The 17,945-nt window shown below is 54.6% G+C and carries 15 protein-coding genes; 1 reads left to right on the forward strand and 14 read right to left on the reverse strand.

What is annotated here, in order from left to right; translation table 11 throughout:
* Positions 1-16: 16 nt before the first annotated feature.
* From rpmE to GYMC52_RS17360, 7 genes are all read right to left on the reverse strand, one after another.
* Complete coding sequence (rpmE, locus tag GYMC52_RS17330; protein WP_011232848.1) at positions 17-217, reverse strand: 50S ribosomal protein L31; 201 nt, start codon at positions 215-217, stop codon at positions 17-19.
* 257 nt (positions 218-474) lie between these two features.
* Positions 475-1,749, reverse strand: a complete 1,275-nt coding sequence (gene rho / locus GYMC52_RS17335) for a transcription termination factor Rho (RefSeq protein ID WP_013146620.1) — start codon at positions 1,747-1,749, stop codon at positions 475-477.
* A gap of 252 nt (positions 1,750-2,001) precedes the next feature.
* Positions 2,002-2,964, reverse strand: coding sequence for a class II fructose-bisphosphatase (gene glpX / locus GYMC52_RS17340; RefSeq protein WP_013146621.1), 963 nt, complete (start codon positions 2,962-2,964; stop codon positions 2,002-2,004).
* Positions 2,965-2,998: 34 nt separating this feature from the next.
* Positions 2,999-4,285: a UDP-N-acetylglucosamine 1-carboxyvinyltransferase gene (locus GYMC52_RS17345; RefSeq protein WP_013524815.1), complete on the reverse strand. Its 1,287-nt coding sequence runs from the start codon at positions 4,283-4,285 to the stop codon at positions 2,999-3,001.
* Positions 4,286-4,417: 132 nt separating this feature from the next.
* Positions 4,418-5,059 carry a fructose-6-phosphate aldolase gene (gene fsa, locus GYMC52_RS17350; protein WP_011232852.1) on the reverse strand — a complete coding sequence of 214 codons (642 nt, stop codon included), beginning with the start codon at positions 5,057-5,059 and terminating at the stop codon, positions 4,418-4,420.
* Positions 5,060-5,134: 75 nt separating this feature from the next.
* Positions 5,135-5,998, reverse strand: coding sequence for a class II fructose-bisphosphate aldolase (locus GYMC52_RS17355; protein ID WP_011232853.1), 864 nt, complete (start codon positions 5,996-5,998; stop codon positions 5,135-5,137).
* Positions 5,999-6,206: 208 nt separating this feature from the next.
* The gene (locus GYMC52_RS17360) at positions 6,207-6,569 is read right to left on the reverse strand and encodes a response regulator (RefSeq protein WP_013146624.1); all 363 of its coding nucleotides are present in this window, start codon (positions 6,567-6,569) and stop codon (positions 6,207-6,209) included.
* A gap of 123 nt (positions 6,570-6,692) precedes the next feature.
* Here GYMC52_RS17360 and GYMC52_RS17365 point away from each other — a divergent pair, with 123 nt between their 5' ends.
* Positions 6,693-7,214, forward strand: a complete 522-nt coding sequence (locus GYMC52_RS17365) for a DUF2529 domain-containing protein (protein ID WP_013146625.1) — start codon at positions 6,693-6,695, stop codon at positions 7,212-7,214.
* A gap of 180 nt (positions 7,215-7,394) precedes the next feature.
* Here GYMC52_RS17365 and GYMC52_RS17370 read toward each other — a convergent pair whose 3' ends face one another.
* From GYMC52_RS17370 to GYMC52_RS17400, 7 genes are all read right to left on the reverse strand, one after another.
* Entirely contained in the window at positions 7,395-8,990 is a 1,596-nt protein-coding gene (locus GYMC52_RS17370) for a CTP synthase (protein WP_013524816.1), read from the reverse strand.
* 160 nt (positions 8,991-9,150) lie between these two features.
* Positions 9,151-9,708 (reverse strand): DNA-directed RNA polymerase subunit delta, encoded by a 558-nt coding sequence (gene rpoE / locus GYMC52_RS17375; RefSeq protein WP_013524817.1) that lies wholly within the window; start codon positions 9,706-9,708, stop codon positions 9,151-9,153.
* Between the two features lie 388 nt (positions 9,709-10,096).
* Entirely contained in the window at positions 10,097-13,357 is a 3,261-nt protein-coding gene (gene icmF, locus GYMC52_RS17380; RefSeq protein WP_013524818.1) for a fused isobutyryl-CoA mutase/GTPase IcmF, read from the reverse strand.
* Between the two features lie 17 nt (positions 13,358-13,374).
* Positions 13,375-14,007, reverse strand: coding sequence for a TetR/AcrR family transcriptional regulator (locus GYMC52_RS17385; RefSeq protein ID WP_013146628.1), 633 nt, complete (start codon positions 14,005-14,007; stop codon positions 13,375-13,377).
* A 285-nt stretch (positions 14,008-14,292) separates the two neighbouring features.
* Positions 14,293-15,435, reverse strand: a complete 1,143-nt coding sequence (locus tag GYMC52_RS17390; protein ID WP_011232860.1) for an acyl-CoA dehydrogenase — start codon at positions 15,433-15,435, stop codon at positions 14,293-14,295.
* A 285-nt stretch (positions 15,436-15,720) separates the two neighbouring features.
* Positions 15,721-16,854: an acyl-CoA dehydrogenase gene (locus GYMC52_RS17395; protein ID WP_011232861.1), complete on the reverse strand. Its 1,134-nt coding sequence runs from the start codon at positions 16,852-16,854 to the stop codon at positions 15,721-15,723.
* 233 nt (positions 16,855-17,087) lie between these two features.
* Positions 17,088-17,939, reverse strand: a complete 852-nt coding sequence (locus tag GYMC52_RS17400) for a 3-hydroxybutyryl-CoA dehydrogenase (RefSeq protein WP_013146630.1) — start codon at positions 17,937-17,939, stop codon at positions 17,088-17,090.
* Between the last annotated feature and the right edge of the window lie 6 nt (positions 17,940-17,945).

Below are 17,945 nucleotides of genomic sequence, written 5' to 3' on the forward strand. Positions count from 1 at the left end.
TTTCGTCACGTCCTTGTTACTTAAGGCCGTATTTTTTATTGAATTTATCCACGCGGCCCGCTGCCGTAACAAATTTTTGTTTGCCCGTGAAGAACGGATGGCATTCCGAGCAAATCTCCACGCGCAGCTCGTCTTTGACCGAACCGCTTTCGAATTCGTTGCCGCATGCACAACGGACGATGACTTTTTTGTACTCTGGATGGATGCCTTGTTTCATCGTTTTCATCTCCTTCCGCCCTGTATCTTATCGAAACAGAGTGATTCGTAGCATGGAACCCTTCATGCTTATGCGCGCCCGCCCGTTTGGCAAGGCGCAGCGCATGGAACAGCCGGGACTCCACCGAAGCGAACCCGGCCGGTGCAAATCACGGATCGCACAAACCAAAAGGCGATAGCCAAAACACACATGTTAAGATTATAACAGCTTTTCTGTCAGTTTGCAACGGGCGATTCGCGACAAATTCCGCCAACGGCCTACAGACGGAGCGGGCCGCCCTGTTTCCACTCCTGATCGAGCAAGGCGAAAAACTCTTCGTTTGACTTCGTCCGGCGCAATTTGTTCAAAAACCGCTCGATAAAGTCGGGCGAATCGGCCATCGTTTTGCGGATCGCCCACAGCTTTTCCAAATGTTCTTTCGGGATGAGCAGCTCCTCTTTGCGCGTTCCCGAGCGGCGAATGTCAATCGCCGGAAAAATGCGGCGCTCGGCGAGCGAGCGGTCAAGATGGAGCTCCATGTTGCCGGTGCCTTTAAATTCCTCGTAAATGACGTCATCCATGCGCGACCCGGTGTCAATGAGGGCGGTCGCCAAAATCGTCAAGCTGCCGCCTTCTTCGATGTTGCGCGCCGCGCCGAAAAACCGCTTCGGGCGATGAAACGCCGCTGGGTCGATCCCGCCCGAGAGCGTGCGTCCGCTCGGCGGAATGACTAAGTTGTACGCCCGGGCGAGGCGGGTGATGCTGTCCATTAAAATGACGACGTCACGCTTATGCTCAACTAATCGCATCGCCCGTTCTAAGACAAGCTCGGCCACTTTAATATGGTTTTCCGGCACCTCATCAAACGTCGAGCTGACGACATCGCCTTGCACCGACCGCTCGATGTCGGTCACTTCTTCCGGCCGTTCGTCAATGAGCAAGACGATCAACTCGACATCCGGGTGGTTTGTGGTGATGCTGTTGGCAATTTCCTTCAGCAACATCGTCTTGCCAGCTTTCGGCGGCGCGACGATCAACCCGCGCTGGCCAAAGCCGACGGGAGCGATCAAGTCGATGATGCGGGTCGACAGCTTGTCCGGCGTTGTCTCCAGCTTCATTTGCCGATTCGGGTAAAGCGGCGTCAACGCTGGAAAGTGAACGCGCTCCTTGGCGACTTCCGGGTCTTCGCCGTTGACCGCTTCGACATGAAGCAAGCCGAAATAGCGTTCATTTTCTTTCGGCGGCCGCACTTTGCCGGATACTTTATCCCCGTTGCGCAAATCAAAACGGCGGATTTGGGAAGCGGAAATGTAAATGTCTTCCGAGCTCGGGGAATAGTTGATCGGGCGCAAAAAGCCGAATCCTTCCGACGGAATGATTTCGAGGATGCCTTCCATGAAAAAGAGGCCGTCTTGTTCGGCACGCGCTTTCAAAATCGCAAAAATAAGCTCCTTTTTCGTCAACTTGCTGTAGTATGAAATTTTGTATTGCCTGGCGAGCTCATACAGCTCCTTCAATTTCATGTTTTCTAATGCTGCTAACGTTAATTCCATCTTGACACCACACTTTGCAAATTTTCCTATTCTCCCATCGTTCGTGTTCGGACGTATTGGTCATCAATTCGACAGGCGAAGGGATTCATTTCGAAGATGATGAAGGCTGAAATGAAATAAAGAAGTAGAATGGCAGAGCTTATTTTTGCACAAGTAACACGACTATTTTACCCTTTTTTCTTCTTTTTAATCAATATTTTTTTGTTTTTCCGAGCCAGGCGCGGCTCCGGCGCCCGGCCGGATGGTAGGATATCATTTGATGACTAAGTTCGGTTTTTTCTTCAAACTGTGCCGCCCTTCGATGAAGCGGACCGTGCCGGACTTGGCCCGCATGACGACGGAGTGGGTGAGGCCGTACGCCCCTTTCAGCCGCACGCCGCGCAGCAGCTCGCCGTCGGTGACGCCGGTGGCGGCAAAAATCGCGTCGTCTCCTTTCACCAAATCGTCCATGCGCAGCACTTTGTTGACGTCAATGCCCATTTGTTTGCACCGCTCGACTTCATCGTCGTTTTGCGGCAGCAGCTTCCCTTGCAGTTCGCCGCCAAGGCATTTCAACGCGACCGCCGCGAGCACTCCTTCCGGCGCGCCGCCCGAGCCGAACAAAATGTCAACGCCGGTATGGTCGAACGCCGTGTTAATGGCGGCGGCGACATCGCCGTCATTGATGAGCTTAATGCGGGCGCCGGCTTCACGCAGCTCATGAATGAGACGCTCATGGCGCGGACGGTTGAGGACAACCGCGACGACGTCTTCAATATCTTTGTTTTTTGCTCGCGCCACCGCCTTTAAATTGTCGATGATCGGCGCCTCAATGTCAATCATCCCGACCGCTTCCGGCCCGACGGCGATTTTCTCCATGTACATGTCCGGCGCATGAAGCAGATGGCCGTGGTCAGCAACAGCGACGACAGCCAAGGCGTTCCATCCCCCGGAAGCGACGATGTTCGTCCCTTCAAGCGGGTCGACAGCGACATCGACGCGCGGGCCATAACCGTTGCCGAGCTTTTCCCCGATATACAGCATCGGCGCTTCGTCCATTTCCCCTTCGCCGATGACGACGGTGCCTTTCATCGGCACGGTGTCAAACACGTCGCGCATCGCCGACGTCGCGGCGTCATCAGCCTCATTCTTTTTCCCGCGCCCCATCCAGCGGGCGGCGGCAAGCGCCGCCGCTTCGGTGACGCGCACGAGTTCCATCGATAAGCTTCGTTCCATCGTCGTTCTCCCCTTCCCCTTCGTCGACTGGACGTTACGCGTTTTTCACTTGCTCGATTTCTTCATCGGTCATTTTTTCGCGCCAAATGGTGGCGCCGATGTCAGACAGTTTTTCGACGAGGTTGCTGTAGCCGCGGTCGATATGCTCGACGCCGGTGATCTCCGTCACTCCTTCGGCCATCAGCCCGGCAATGACAAGCGCCGCCCCGGCGCGCAAATCGCTTGCCTTCACTTTCGCCCCTTGCAGTTTGACGGGGCCGGTGACGATGGCTGAGCGGCCTTCGACTTTTACATTGGCGTTCATGCGCCGCAATTCATCGACATGCTTGAAGCGGGCGCTGTAAATCGTGTCGGTGACGACGCTTGTGCCGTTGGCTTTTGTCAGCAGCGCGGTAAACGGCTGCTGCAGATCAGTTGGGAAGCCCGGATAGACGAGCGTCTTGACGTCAACCGCTTTCAAAACGTCGGTGCCGCAGACGAGAATTTGATCTTCCCCCGTCTCCACGCGCACCCCCATTTCGCGCAATTTGGCCGTCAGCGATTCAACGTGCTGCGGGATGACGTTGTCGACGACGACTTCGCCATTGGTGGCCGCGGCGGCAATCATGTACGTCCCGGCTTCGATCCGATCCGGGATGATGGCATGGCGGCAACCCGATAATGTTTCGACGCCGTCAATGCGGATCACATCGGTGCCGGCTCCTTTGATTTTCGCGCCCATATTCGAAAGCAATGTCGCTACATCGATGATTTCCGGCTCTTTCGCCGCATTTTCGATAATCGTCCGCCCTTTGGCGCGCACCGCCGCCAGCATGATGTTGATCGTCGCGCCGACGCTGACGACGTCCAAAAAAATGCGGGCTCCGCGCAGTTCTTCCGCGCGCAAATAAATGGCGCCCTGCTCGTTCGTTACGGTGGCGCCCAGCGCCTCAAACCCTTTGATATGCTGGTCAATCGGGCGCGGACCGAGATGACATCCGCCCGGCAAGCCGACAACCGCTTTTTTGAATCGGCCAAGCATCGCCCCCATCAAATAGTAGGAGGCGCGCAGCTTTTTCACCTTCCCATTCGGAAGCGGCATGGACACCATATTCGTTGGGTCGATGACCGCCTCTTTGCCGTCAAACGAAAACGAGCCGCCGATTTCTTCGATCAAGCTTCCTAAAATGTGCACGTCGGAAATGTCCGGCAACCCCTCGATCGTCACCGGCGAATCGGCCAAAATCGCTGCAGGAATCAAAGCGACCGCGCTGTTTTTCGCACCGCTCACTTTGATCGTTCCCCGCAGCCGATCTCCGCCGATAATTTTCATTTTATCCATCGTCGTCTCCCTTCTTTGCTCGGAAGTTGGCTTCACCCCTGGGACGAAAAAGCAAAGCCGGGCGGGCTCATCACTTCCGCCCTGAACGCGGCAGAGCGAGCCCGCTTCACCCAAGAGGCAAACGGCTTACTTTCATTTTTGCCGATTCCAGTCGGCGAGAAACTTCTCAATTCCTTGATCGGTCAGCGGATGGTTAAACAATTGCATAAGCACCTTGTACGGAACCGTGGCAATATGCGCCCCGCGCAACGCCGCTTCCGTCACATGGTGCGGATGGCGGATCGAAGCGGCGATGATTTCCGTTTCAATGCCATGAATGTTGAAAATCTCAGCGATGGTGGAAATGAGCTCTAAACCGTTATGGCCGATGTCATCGAGGCGGCCGAGGAACGGAGAGACGTACGTCGCGCCGGCGCGTGCGGCCAAGAGCGCCTGGTTGGCGGTGAACACAAGCGTCACGTTCGTTTGAATCCCTTTTTCGCTGAACGCCTTGACTGCTTTTAAGCCTTCCGGCGTCATCGGAACTTTGATCGTAATGTTCGGGGCGATTTTCGCCAGCTCTTCTCCTTCCGCGATCATGCCAGCGGCGTCGGTCGAAATGACTTCAGCACTCACCGAACCAGAAACGATCGATGTAATTTCACGCAACCGATCATGGAACGATACGTTTTCCTTCGCCACGAGGCTCGGATTGGTCGTGACGCCGGCCAAAATGCCGAGTTCATGGGCGTGTTTGATTTCTTCCAAGTTGGCAGTGTCGATAAAAAATTTCATGCTGAACCCTCCTTGTTATTCGCTGCACATGCAAAGGCAGCCGCGCGGCGGCCAAACGCCGCCCGCGAAGCCGATTCATCGCGCTGCTTTTCCGGACGAGCCAAACTCGCGCATTTTGCCGATGACCGTCGCTTTGATGGCATCGCGGCCCGGGCCGATGATTTTGCGCGGATCATAGACGTTCGGGTCTTTCGCGAGCAGTTCGCGGACGACTTTGGTAAACGCCATTTGGTTTTCGGTATTGACGTTGATTTTCGATGTGCCAAGGGAGATCGCGCGTTGAATTTGTTCGGTCGGAATGCCGGTGCCGCCGTGGAGCACAAGCGGAACGCCGGTTAAATCGCGGATTTGCTCCATTTCGGCAAATCCGAGCTTCGGCTCTCCTTTGTACGGGCCGTGCACAGAACCGAGCGCCGGGGCGAGACAGTCGACGCCTGTCCGTTTGACAAGCTCTTCGCACTCTTTCGGGTCGGCGTAAATGATCCCTTCTCCGACGACGTCGTCTTCCTGCCCGCCGACGATGCCGAGCTCCGCTTCGACCGAAACGCCGCGCGCATGAGCATATTCAACGACTTGCGAGGTGATGCGGACGTTTTCTTCAAATGGATGGTGGGAGGCGTCAATCATAACCGAGGTGAACCCGGCGTCAATCGCCGCTTTGCATTTTTCAAAGCTCGATCCATGGTCGAGATGGATGGCGACCGGAACGGTGATGTTCATGTCTTCCATTAACCCTTTGACCATATTGACGACCGTTTTGAATCCGCTCATATAGCGGGCCGCCCCTTCGGAGACGCCGAGAATGACCGGCGATTTTTCCTCTTCGGCCGCCGCTAAAATGGCTTGTGTCCATTCCAAGTTGTTAATGTTAAATTGACCGACCGCGTATTTGCCGCGCAGCGCCTCGTTGAGCATCTCTTTCATCGATACTAACGGCATGGTTACATCCTCCTTAGCTGATCGTCGTCTTTGTCGCCCTGGCGGTGACTGGGTCCACAGGCGCAAAATCCATCTACGTTATAAGCATACCAACTTGCCGGCAAAACGGCAACATTTCCACCCTTTATTCTCCTAAAGACGACAGCGTCATCAATGTCCATCGATGCGCTTTCTTTGCCAAAGGAAAGCCGCTCGTCGATGGCGCTGTCTAGGCGGTAATGTATTTTTTGACGGCAACGCGCAAATCGTCAATATCAAACGGCTTGGCAAAATGCATCAGCGCCCCGAGCTCTTTCGTTTCTTGAATCATATCGAGCTCCCCGTAGGCGGTCATGATGATCACCTTAATATCCGGATCAATCTCTTTCAACCGTTTTAAAATTTCAATGCCGTCCATGCCAGGAATTTTCATATCAAGAAGCACAAGATCGGGGTGATGTTTGCGGGCGATTTCGAGCGCCTGCATGCCGTTGGCGGCCTGATACGTTACATACCCCTCCCGCTGAAACACTTCATTGAGCAAAATGCGGATGCCATACTGGTCGTCGACAATCAAAATTTTGTTTCCCACAGTTATGCACCTCTATTCCCTGTTTTCTCCCTATTAATGTTTCGCATTTGGCAAACCCATTTCCTGCTTGCTTTTCTTGTTGTTTGCCGATTTTGTATAATAGCGGCGAAGGGAGGCCGAACCGTGAAAATTTTAACGACGCAAACGATCGGATTGTTGCAAAAAATCGCCGCGGACGAAGAGCTGGCGCTCGAAGACGGGGCGCGTCTGCTCGCTCAGGCCGCCATCGGTGATGGGCGCATTTGGCTGTATGGCATAGGTGAACTCGATGCGGTCGTCACCGCCGCGCTTCTTGGCCCCGATCCGCTGCCGAAAGCCAAACGGCTTGAGCCGACAGCAACCGATGAATGGCAGGAAACGGACCGAGCGCTTCTATTTGCCCGCTTTTCCGCCGATCCTGAGGCCATTCGCCTCGTCGAACAGCTGCAGGCGCACGGCGTCGATGCAGTGGCCGTCGCGGCGCTCGTCAAGGATGAACCCGGACTGGCCGATATGGCCACCGTCTTTATCGACAGCAAACTTTCCCGCCCGCTCGTGCCGACCGAAGACGGCCGCCGCATCGGCATGCCGACGATCATCACCGCTTCATTCATCTACTACGGACTGCGCGTTTTGCTCGATGAAATTTTGGCGGAATATGAATAACAGCCGCCATGAAAGCGAGCGCTCTCCCGCCGGCTGAAGGCAAAGAGGTATAGAAACCGTCCAAAAAACGGCGCCTGATCAATGGGCATCGTGCTTGACAAGATGAAAAATATCCAAAAAAGAAAGGGGGCTGAACCCAAAAGGCCGTTCTACGGCTTTTTTGGGACAGCCCCTTTTTCGTCACTCTTTCAGCGACGCTCTGACAAACTCGCGGAACAGCGGCTGCGGCCGCGTCGGGCGCGAGGTGAATTCCGGATGGAATTGCGCGGCGACGAACCACGGATGATCCTTGAGTTCGATCACTTCAACCAACCGTCCGTCCGGACTCGTGCCGGAAAAGACGAAGCCGTGCTCTTCCATGATCGACCGGTATTGGTTGTTGAATTCGTACCGATGGCGATGGCGCTCGTAAATGACTTCATCGCCGTAGGCGGCGTAGGCAAGCGTCCCTTCTTGCAGCTTGCACGGATACAAGCCGAGGCGGAGCGTGCCGCCTAAATCTTCGACATCCTTCTGCTCCGGAAGCAAGTCGATGATCGGATGCGGCGTGTTCGGGTCAAACTCGGACGAATGGGCGCCGGACAACCCGACAACATGGCGAGCAAATTCAATCGAGGCAAGCTGCATTCCTAAGCAAATGCCCAAAAACGGCACGCGCTGCTCGCGGGCATAGCGGATCGCCTCAATCTTCCCTTCGACCCCGCGGTCGCCGAACCCGCCCGGAACCAAAATGCCGTCCGCATCTTTCAACAGGTCGGCCACATTGTCACGCGTCACATGCTCCGCATTGATCCACTGAATATCAATGTCGGTGTCAAACGCATACCCCGCATGACGGAGCGCCTCAACAACAGAAATATAGGCGTCCGGAAGCTCGACGTATTTGCCAACCAAAGCGATTTTCGTCGTTTTCGATAAGTTGCGCACTTTCTCGACGAGCGCCTTCCATTCGGTCATATCCGCTTCGCGGCAGTTGAGGCGCAAATGTTCGCACACGATTTGGTCCAGTTTTTGTTCTTGAAGCATAAGCGGGACCGCATACAGCGTGTCGGCATCGCGCGCCTCGATGACCGCTTTCGGATCGATGTCGCAAAAGAGGGCGATTTTCTCTTTCATTTCCTGCGGCATCGGCATTTCCGTGCGCACGACGATGACGTTCGGCTGAATGCCGAGGCTGCGCAATTCTTTCACGCTGTGCTGCGTCGGCTTCGTTTTCATTTCCCCAGCCGCCTTGATGTACGGCACGAGCGTGCAGTGGATGTACATGACGTTTTCGCGTCCAACATCGCTTTTGATTTGGCGGATCGCTTCTAAAAACGGAAGCGATTCAATATCGCCGACCGTGCCGCCGATCTCCGTAATGACGACATCGGCGTTCGTCTCTCTTCCGGCCCGGAAGACGCGCTCTTTAATTTCGTTGGTAATGTGCGGAATGACTTGCACCGTGCCGCCTAGGTAATCGCCGCGGCGCTCTTTGCGGATGACGGCGGAATAAATTTTTCCTGTCGTCACGTTGCTGTATTTGTTTAAATTAATATCGATGAACCGTTCATAATGCCCTAAATCCAAATCCGTCTCTGCACCGTCGTCCGTGACGAACACCTCGCCGTGCTGATACGGGCTCATCGTCCCTGGGTCGACGTTAATGTACGGGTCAAACTTTTGGATCGTCACGTTCAACCCGCGGTTTTTCAACAAACGTCCAAGCGAAGCCGCCGTAATCCCTTTCCCGAGCGAGGAAACAACGCCGCCCGTCACAAAAATGTATTTCGTCATTTTGTCTTCCCCCTTGCCGAAATTGCGGTAACAGTTTCAGTGTTTGCGAAAGGCGCAAATAAAAAACGCTCCGCTTACCGTACGTAAGGGAGCGATCCATTTGTTCGTTTTCAAGAGCCCAACACACATTGTACCGGGTTCCCCTGGCAAAGTCAAGCGGTTATTCGTCTTCCTCCGGCTCTTCGAGATCAAGCTCTTCATCAAGCGGCGCATCGCCCAGCTCAAACTCTTCATCGCCGAGAATGTCATCGTCAAACGCGACATCTTCGTCCAGATCGAATTCTTCATCTTCCAAGAGCTCGTCTTCATCAAGCTCGAGCTCTTCCTCATCATATTCATCCAAATCGTCGTAATCGAGATCTTCATCTTCAAGCAACTCATCGTATTCATCGTATTCATCGTCAAGCGCTTTTTTCTTCTTCTTCGGCTTGACGATCGTCACCGTTTCGTCTTCTGTCTGGTCAAACGGATACCATGCGCGCAATCCCCAGACGTTTTCCCCAACGCAAATAAACCGGCCGTCGATGTTTAAATCGGTGTAATATTGGGCCAGCCGCGCCTCCATCTCTTCTTCCGATATGCCGGCCAGCGCTGCTGCTTCACGAACGAGTTGATCAAACGGCAGCGCCTCCCGCTTGTCAAGCAAAATGAGGTTCGCCAGCTCGACGAACGACATCTCCTGCAATTCCTCCGGCGAGTATTGCTGCTGCAGGCTCAAGTTCAGCACTCCCCTTCTATATTAATGAAACAAATGAATGCAAGTGGAATACATACCATTCATTATAAACAAATTGTCGGGGTTTATGCTACCCATTTGCCGAAAAAAGCAAAAGAGGGCAGCCCTGCGGCGAGGGCGGCCCTCCTTCCGATTCCGACATATCCGTTGTCACAATCACCTTTGTTCACACCGCTCCACTTTTTCCTTACGAAGCCCATTCGTCTTGATCTTTTGGCCCAATCCGCGTTCCGTTCGTTTCGCCTCCGGCGGGCCAGTACGCCAACAGCGGCTGCCGATCATTCTACCGATCTGCTAAAGTTCAACGGGCCGTTATCCATTGTGATCGAGGCCGTCCATCGAAAGCTGCGAACAACGGAACGCCCTTGAATTACATATTCCGCCGGTATTGTCCTCCGACTTCGTACAAGGCGCGGGTGATTTGTCCAAGGCTGGCGACTTTCACCGTTTCCATCAATTCTTCGAAAATGTTGCCGCCGCTTGTCGCCACTTGCTTCAGCCGTTCGAGCGCCGGGCCGGCTTTGTCTTTGTTCCGCTCTTGGAATTCGCGCAAGTTGCGGATTTGCGTCTCTTTTTCTTCATACGTCGCCCGGGCGAGCTGGATGTTGTTCAGTTCGTCCTCTGACGGCGGATTCGGGTTCAAGAACGTGTTGACGCCGATGATCGGCAGTTCACCGCTATGTTTCTTCGTTTCATAGTAAAGCGATTCGTCTTGAATTTTGCCGCGCTGGTATTGCATCTCCATCGCCCCGAGCACGCCGCCGCGGTCGTTAAGCCGTTCAAACTCTTGCAACACCGCTTCTTCAACCAAATCGGTCAGCTCTTCAATGATGAACGACCCTTGGAGCGGGTTTTCGTTTTTGGTCAGGCCAAACTCTTTCGTGATAATGAGTTGGATCGCCATCGCCCGACGGACCGACTCTTCGGTCGGTGTCGTGATCGCTTCGTCATAGGCATTCGTATGCAGCGAGTTGCAGTTGTCATAAATCGCCAACAACGCCTGCAGCGTCGTGCGGATGTCGTTGAAATCGATCTCCTGCGCGTGCAATGAACGGCCGGACGTTTGGATATGGTATTTCAGTTTCTGGCTCCGTTCGTTGGCGCCGTATTTTTCGCGCATGACGATCGCCCAAATGCGGCGGGCGACGCGGCCGATGACCGAATACTCCGGATCGAGGCCGTTGCTGAAGAAAAACGACAAGTTCGGCGCAAAATCGTCAATGTGCATGCCGCGGCTCAAGTAATACTCGACATACGTAAAGCCGTTCGCAAGCGTAAATGCCAGCTGCGTGATCGGGTTCGCCCCCGCCTCGGCGATATGGTAGCCGGAGATCGACACCGAGTAGTAGTTGCGGACGCGGTGCTTGATGAAATACTCTTGAATGTCGCCCATCATTTTCAAGGCGAAATCGGTCGAGAAAATGCACGTATTTTGCCCTTGGTCTTCCTTCAAAATATCGGCTTGCACCGTGCCGCGCACCGTTTGCAGCGTCCATTCCTTCACTTGTTCGTACTCTTCCGGCGTGAGCGGGCGGCCAAGCTCGGCTTCCTTTTTCTCGACTTGCTGGTCAATCGCCGTATTCATAAACATCGCCAGCAAAATCGGAGCCGGACCGTTGATCGTCATCGACACGGATGTGAGCGGGTCGCACAAGTCAAACCCTTTGTACAGCTTTTTCATATCATCAAGTGTACAAACGCTGACGCCGCTTTCCCCGACTTTGCCGAAAATGTCCGGCCGGTAGTCCGGGTCTTCGCCATAGAGCGTCACGGAGTCGAACGCGGTGCTGAGCCGCTTCGCCTTGTCTTCTTTGCACAAGTAATGGAAGCGGCGGTTCGTGCGCTCCGGCGTCCCTTCGCCGGCAAACTGCCGTTTCGGGTCTTCGCCTTGGCGCTTGAACGGGAAGACGCCGGCCGTATACGGGAACGAGCCAGGGACATTTTCTTTATACACCCAGCGCAAAATCTCTCCGTAGTCTTTGAATTTCGGCAAGACGACTTTCGGAATGTCCAAACCGGACAACGTTTTCGTCGTCAGTTCGGTAACGATTTCTTTATCGCGCACTTTCGTGACAAATTGTTTTGCCGCATATTTCGCTTTCGTTTCTTCCCATGTCGCCAAAATGCGCTTCGATTCCGGCGTCAATTTCGCCTCATAATCCGCTTTGAGCGTCTCGAGCGCGCGAATCACGTCTTCAGCTTCGCCCCGTTCCTTCGCCGCTTCGATGGCCCCTTTGATTTGGAAGAGGCGTCGGGCCACCTCGACTTGCTGCTCGGCGCGGCGGTGGTACGAACGAACCGTTTCCGCGATTTCGCGCAAATAGTAGCGGCGCTCGTTCGGAATGATGACATTATGCTTTTCGACATTGGCGACCGTTTTCAAGCTTGTTTTCCAATTCGTTCCTGCTTTTTGATTGATCGTATCCACAAGCGCGACAAAGAGCGTATTCGTGCCCGGGTCGTTAAACTGGCTGGCGATCGTGCCGTACACCGGCATTTCCGAAACATCGCGGTCAAACAGCTGATGGCTGCGCTGATATTGTTTTTGCACTTGTCGTTTTGCGTCTTCTGACCCTTTGCGCTCGAATTTATTAATGACAATCAAATCGGCATAATCGATCATGTCGATTTTCTCAAGCTGCGTCGGCGCGCCGAACTCGCTTGTCATGACGTACATCGACACGTCGCACACTTCGGTAATGGCGGCGTCGCCTTGGCCGATCCCGCTCGTTTCAATGATGACAAGATCAAATCCGGCCGCTTTGACAACCGAAATGGCGTCGCGAATCGCCGGCGACAGTTCCGTGCGGGAATGGCGCGTCGCCAAGCTTCTCATGTAAACGCGCGGCGAGTTGATCGAGTTCATCCGGATGCGGTCGCCCAACAGCGCCCCGCCCGTTTTTTGCTTCGTCGGGTCGACGGACAAGATCGCGATTTTGATATCAGGAATTTCGTTTAAAAAGCGGCGGACGAGCTCATCGGTGAGCGAGCTTTTCCCAGCCCCGCCTGTGCCGGTGATGCCGAGCACCGGCACGCGCTTCTCGAGCGCCTTCACTTGTTCAATGGCGGCTTCCGCCGCCGCGGCCGCCTCTTTGTTGTCCGCCTCAGCGCGATATTCGCACAGCGTGATGAGCCGGGCGATCGCCTGCACATCGCCGGACGGAAGCCGCTCCAGTTCATCGGTCACCGTCGTCACGGTCGGAAAATCGCACTCTTCAAGCATGACGTTGATCATCCCTTGCAAGCCGAGGCGTCGGCCGTCTTCCGGCGAGAAAATGCGGGCGATGCCATATTCGTGCAGCTCTTTGATTTCCCGCGGGATGATGACGCCGCCCCCGCCGCCGTAAATGCGGATATGGGACGCCCCCCGCTCTTTTAGAAGATCGTACATATATTTAAAAAATTCCATATGCCCGCCTTGATACGAGGAGACGGCAATGCCTTGCACATCTTCCTGAATGGCGGCATTGACGATTTCCTCCACCGAGCGGTTATGGCCTAAATGGATGACCTCGGCGCCGCTCGCCTGCAAAATGCGGCGCATAATGTTGATTGAGGCGTCATGGCCGTCAAACAAGCTCGATGCAGTCACAAAGCGGACGTGATGCTTCGGACGGTAAATGTGCGCCATCGTTTCTTCTCCCCCTTTTAGACTCGCTGTTTCTCCATAATCCCCTTTAATAAAAACTCGGTTTGCAGTTCGATATATTCATCGAGTGTATACATTTTCCGCAGCACCCAACGGCGGAACGCCCACATTTGCCCAAGAACGACGATGTTGTGGGCAAACAGGCGGATTTCGCTTTCAGAAAGCTGCAGCGCCCCGTTCTCAACGCATGCGCGCAAAATATGTTCGAAAATCGCCGCCATATCGAGTTCTTTATTCAACACATACGGCAGCGATTCTTTGCTTAGCGCTTTCACTTCTTGATACATGACGAGCACTTCATCATCGAGTTCATCAACAACGCGGAAATAGTGGGCAATGGCGCGCCTCAGCCCTTCGATCGTGCCATGGTGGGCACCGAGGTCTTGTTCCGTCCGCTCCCGCACTTCGTCGTAAATGCGGTCGCACACGAGATAGAGGACGTCTTCTTTCTTGCGGATGTACTCGTACAACGTGCCGATGCTGAAGCCGGACGCTTTGGCGATCTCCCTTGTCGTCGTTTGGTGGAAACCTTTTTGTTTAAACAAGGAAATCGCGCCTTTAATCATCTCATTGCGCCGTTTTTTCACGAGCTTTTCGTCTTTGACCGATGCAATCACTTCCCGTTTTTTCATGTTCGTTGTCTCTCCCCCATTCCCATTTGACGGCGGGGCGCCGCCCCGCCCCATGCCTATCCGTGCGCCCTTCCCCAAAGCGCCAAGCCGCCGTTCAGATCCAAAACCATTGAAATGACGCACAATGTTTCAATCGCGCGCTAACACGAATGAGTTGACGCGCAATGTTTAATTGCGTGTCAACACGAATGAGTGGACACGCAATGTTTAATTGCGTGTCAACACGAATGAGTGGACACGCAATGTTTAATTGCGTGTCAACACGAATGAGTGGACACGCAATGTTTAATTGCGTGTCAACATGCGCGAAATGACAAGGCGTTGGATTTCTTGCGTTCCTTCGTAAATTTGCGTAATCTTCGCGTCGCGCATAAACCGCTCGACCGGGTAGTCCTTCGTGTAGCCGTTGCCGCCGAAAATTTGCACCGCCTCGACCGTCACTTTCATCGCCGTGTCGCCGGCAAACAGTTTCGCCATGGCGGATGCTTTGCCGTACGGCAAGCCATTCGACTCCAACCATGCCGCTTGATAGGTCAAGAGCCGCGCCGCTTCAATGGCCGTCGCCATGTCAGCGAGCTTGAAAGCGACCCCTTGCTGCTCGATGATCGGTTTGCCGAACTGGACGCGCTGTTTCGCATAGTCCACCGCCGCATCCAGCGCGCCCTGGGCAATGCCGACCGCTTGGGCGGCGATGCCGTTGCGGCCGCCATCGAGCGTCATCATGGCGATTTTAAACCCTTCTCCTTCTTGACCGAGCAAGTTTTCTTTCGGAATGCGGCAGTCTTCAAAAATGAGCTCCGTCGTCGGCGACGAACGAATGCCGAGTTTCTTTTCCTTTTTGCCGAACGAAAAGCCCGGCGTTCCTTTTTCCACGATAAAGGCGCTGATCCCTTTATGCCGCTTTTCCGGATCGGTGACGGCAAATACGACGTAAATTTCCGCTTCGCCGCCGTTGGTGATCCATACTTTCGAGCCGTTTAAAATGTAGTGGTCCCCGTCTTTTACCGCACGCGTTTTCATCGAGGCGACATCCGACCCCGCCCCCGGCTCGGACAGAGCATATGCCCCTAGTTTTTCCCCAGTCGCTAAGGCGCGCAAATACTTCTGCTTTTGTTCTTCGTTGCCGAACTTGTAAATCGGCCAGCTGGCGAGCGATATATGCGCGGAAAGCGTCACCCCGGTCGAGGCGCAGACGCGCGACAGCTCCTCAACGGCAATGACATAGGCCAAATAATCGCTGCCAATGCCGCCGTATTCTTCCGGCCACGGAATGCCTGTTAAACCGAGTTCCGCCATTTTGTTGAAAATGCCGCGGTCAAACCGCTCTTCTTCGTCGCGCTCAGCGGCAGTCGGCGCTACCTCATTTTCGGCAAATTCGCGCACCATTTTTCGCAGCATTTCATGTTCTTCGCTCAATCGAAAGTTCATCGTTTCATTCCCCCGTTTTCCTATATATCCGAAATCCTCGTCCCCCGTGCCAGCGTGATCACCGTTTTCCAAAAACAGACAACGAATCGTTGTTGGGAAAAGAGAATAGGATCGCTCCGGCTGCACAACAAAACGCAGCAAATGACAGAGCCCCGTGTTTATGCCTCCATCCCTGAAAGCGGCGTTGTTCAGCCTTCCGAAGACCCGACGGCTTGCCGACTACGGCAGAAAAGCTAGGAACAGAGCCTTCTCATCTGGTTTGGATTGGTTCATCAACATGCCTGGCTACAAATGTTTGCTGATGACGATGCGCTGAATTTCGCTCGTTCCTTCGTAAATTTGCGTAATTTTCGCGTCACGGAACAGCCGCTCGACCGGGTAGTCTTTCGTGTAGCCGTTGCCGCCGAAAATTTGCACCGCCTCGATGGCATTGTCCATCGCTGTTTGTGAAGCGAAGAGCTTCGCCATCGACGCCTCTTTTCCGCACGGCAGCCCTTGCGCGCGCAGCCAAGCGGCGCGATAGACGAGCCATTTCGCCGCTTCCGCCGCCGTCGCCATATCGGCAAGCTTGAAAGCGACGCCTTGCTGCTCGATGATCGGTTTGCCAAACTGCACCCGCTCTTTCGCGTAGGCGACGGCATGTTCGACTGCCGCCTCCGCGATGCCGAGCGCTTGGGCGGCGATGCCGATCCGACCGACGTCAAGGTTGGCCATCGCGATTTTAAATCCTTCCCCTTCCTGACCGAGCAAGTTTTCCGCCGGCACTTCGGCGTCTTCAAACGTAATGGTCACCGTCCGCGACCCGTGCAGCCCCATCTTCTTCTCATCTTTGCCAATCGACATCCCTGGCGTCCCTTTTTCCACAATGAACGCGGAAATGCCGCGGCTTCCGGCTTCTTCCGGATTCGTGCGGGCGAAGACGATGTACGTATCTGCCTCCCCGCCGTTGGTGATGAATATTTTTGAGCCGTTTAGCACATAACGATCTCCACGGCGCACCGCTTTCGTCTTCAAGCTTTTCGCATCCGAGCCGGCGCTCGGTTCAGTAAGGCAAAACGCCCCCAAGTACTCACCTCGGGCGAGCTTTGTCACGTATTTTTGTTTCTGCTCTTCGGTGCCGAAATACAAGATCGGATTCGTGCCGACCGAGGTGTGCACTGATAAGATGACACCGACGGTCGGGCTCACTTTAGAAATTTCATGAATGGCGATGATGTACGACACAAAGTCCATACCCGCGCCGCCATATTGCTCCGGGACAGTGATGCCCATTAGGCCGAGTTCGGCCATTTTCGCTAAAATCGGGCGCGGAAACTCCCCTTGTTCCATGCGCTCGACAAATGGGGCGATCTCCGCCGCGGCGAACTCGCGCACCATTTGCCGCATCATTTCCTGCTCTTCGGTGAAGCGAAATTCCATGAAATGGCCTCCTTCCGATGTCGCTGACACAATGGTGTTTTCAGGCGCTCCTCCGCTCCATGGGGCAGCCAGCAGGCAGCTGAACGATTCTATAGATTTGCCTTATAGGCTGTAAAACAGCGTTCCCGCATGCACCTAACGTGCGGCGTTACGGTCGGCGGACAGCATAGCGGGCGCCGCCCCACGCACATTGCGGCGCGCTTCGGCGTTGTCCTGGAGCGACGCCAAGCGGTTTATTCATACGTGTAAAATCCGCGGCCCGTCTTGCGGCCGAGCCAGCCGGCTTTCACATATTTGCGCAAGAGCGGGCATGGGCGGTATTTGTCATCGCCGAACCCCTCATGAAGCGTTTCCATAATGTATAAGCACGTATCGAGCCCGATAAAATCAGCGAGCGTCAGCGGACCCATCGGATGGTTCATGCCGAGCTTCATCACTTCATCGATGGCTTCTTTGGTCGCCACCCCTTCGTACAAGGCGTAAATCGCTTCGTTGATCATCGGCATGAGGACGCGGTTCGAAATAAAGCCCGGAAAGTCGTTCACTTCGACCGGCACTTTGCCGAGCTTGCGGGCAACGGCTTCGATCGTTTCATACACGTCATCAGCCGTCGCCAATCCGCGGATAATTTCGACGAGCTTCATCACCGGCACCGGGTTCATAAAGTGCATGCCGATCACTTTCTCTGGCCGTTTCGTCGCGGCGGCGATTTCCGTAATCGGCAGCGACGACGTGTTCGACGCTAAAATCGTCTCCGGGCGGGCGAGCGCATCGAGCTCGGCGAACAGCTTTGTTTTCACGTCCATGTTTTCGACGACCGCTTCAATGACAAGATCCGCTTTGGCGGCGGCATGCAAGTCGGTCGAGCGGGCAAGCCGCGCGAGCGCTGCGTCTTTGTCCGCCGCTGTCATTTTCCCTTTTTCCACTTGGCGGGCGAGCCCTTTTTCGATGTTGGCGATTCCTTTGTCCAACTGCGCTTCGCTAATGTCGTACAAAAACACTTGATAGCCGGCGACGGCGCACACTTGAGCGATTCCTGACCCCATCTGTCCGGCGCCGACGACCATGATTGTTTTCACATCCATCTTCTG

Source organism: Geobacillus sp. Y412MC52, assembly GCF_000174795.2.
In the GTDB taxonomy this organism is placed as follows: domain Bacteria; phylum Bacillota; class Bacilli; order Bacillales; family Anoxybacillaceae; genus Geobacillus; species Geobacillus thermoleovorans.